This is a genomic window from Streptosporangium subroseum (assembly GCF_900188345.1).
Classification (GTDB): domain Bacteria; phylum Actinomycetota; class Actinomycetes; order Streptosporangiales; family Streptosporangiaceae; genus Streptosporangium; species Streptosporangium subroseum.
Genome location: NZ_FZOD01000165.1, coordinates 1 through 1,674 on the forward strand (window position 1 = coordinate 1; position 1,674 = coordinate 1,674).

General features: G+C 68.3%; 1 protein-coding gene. It reads left to right on the forward strand.

Annotation, left to right across the window (positions count from 1 at the left end):
* Nucleotides 1–462: 462 nt before the first annotated feature.
* A complete protein-coding gene (locus CHC08_RS47830; protein ID WP_089213962.1) occupies nucleotides 463–1,497 on the forward strand; it encodes an ion channel in 1,035 nt (344 codons plus the stop codon).
* Nucleotides 1,498–1,674: the final 177 nt, after the last annotated feature.

Below are 1,674 nucleotides of genomic sequence, written 5' to 3' on the forward strand. Positions count from 1 at the left end.
CACGTCTCCGACGCGTGGCCGCGTCCTGACCCAAGAACGGCTCCGGCCGGCAGAGACGATCAGCGGTCCAGCTGACACCTCTGCCGGCCGGAGCCGTTTCCCCTTCCCAAGACATTCGGGCACACCCGGCTACCCACCCGAACGACTCGCCACTGACGACCCGTGGCCGCGGATCGGGCAAGCCACATCGCATCCGTGCAGCTCCGGAAGGTCGGGGCCTCTCTGACGCAACGGGCTCGAAACGATGTGACGCACGACGCCCGCGGCGCCCCCTCTGAAGATCACCGTCCTCGCGGCGACGTCAGGCCGCCGGTCCTTCACCACGTTTCGCCGGCCGCCCCTCGGAACGCACGATGGATCCGTGCGCCACAGGGACTATTTCGGCAAGTGACGTCCGGTTAAGGTTGCCGCATCGGAGGGTTCCGTGCAGGCCGCACCGGAGGGCTCCGCACAGGAGGAAGCGTGCCGGTCTTCATAGCCCGCTTGCTGGCCAGAGTCGCGACGCTGGGGACGTGGTGGACCCCGGTTCTCGTCCTCGGCCTCGTGTTCGTCACGAGCTGGCCCCTGATGACGCTCGTGGAGCCCGCGGACAGCGTGGTCGCCGAGCCGGCCAACTACTGGTGGTATTTCGTGGTCACCGCCACGACCGTCGGTTACGGCGACATGTATCCGAAGTCGGCCGGAGGCCATGCCGTCGGCGTGTACGTCATCGTCGGCGGCATCGCCACGCTGACGACGGTCTTCGCCAAGTTGTCGACCGCGTTGGAACGAGCCAAGGGACGAAGGATGCAGGGTGCCATCACGGTAGAGACCTCGAACCACATCGTGCTGCTCGGCTACACACCGGGACGGACCGAACAGATGGTGGACGAGCTGATCGCCGACGGTTCGAGTCGCGTCGTGCTCTGTGCCTGGGACGACGTGCTGACGCATCCGATGTCCGACCGCGACGTCGCGTTCGTACGCGGTGATCTGACCGACGACGGCGTGCTGCGCCGGGCCGGCGTGCAGCGGGCGTACAGCGTGCTGGTCGACGCCCGCGACGACAACGAGGCACTGGCGGTCGCGGTCACCGCCGACCACGTCGCCGAGGGCGCCCATCTTGTCGTCGCGTTACGCGACATCGGCAGGATCCGGCATCTGCGCTACGTCGACGAGGCCGTGCGCTGCGTCCAGTGGCACAGCCCTCACATGATCACCGAGGAGCTGAAGGATCCCGGCATCACCGAGATCTACACGCAGCTGATGACCCACGGCGGTGCCGACACCTACTCGGTACGGCTGCCGGAGTTCCTGGGTCCGGTGCTGGTCGACCGCTGCCAGACCCTGCTCGGCCGGCGGTACGGCGCCACCATGCTCGCCGCGCGCGCCGGTGACATGCTGCTGGTCAATCCAAGCTGGCGAACCCAACTGCCGGCGGGGGCCGTGCTCTACTACGTCAGTTCCCGTCGCCTCACCCCCGACGAGCTCGCGAAGGCACTGCACGAGGCCGACTGACCGTCCTCTTCGGAAACGGCGGCGGCCAGGACATCGAAGACGCCGACCGTGGCGGCGAAGGCCGGTGAGCCCGAACGCCGTACCCGGCGGGCGGCCCGGCACCCAGCACCGATCGGACCGGTGCGGACGAGCGCTTCGGCCGGAGGGTCCGAACACCGTACCCGAAAGACGGTCTGG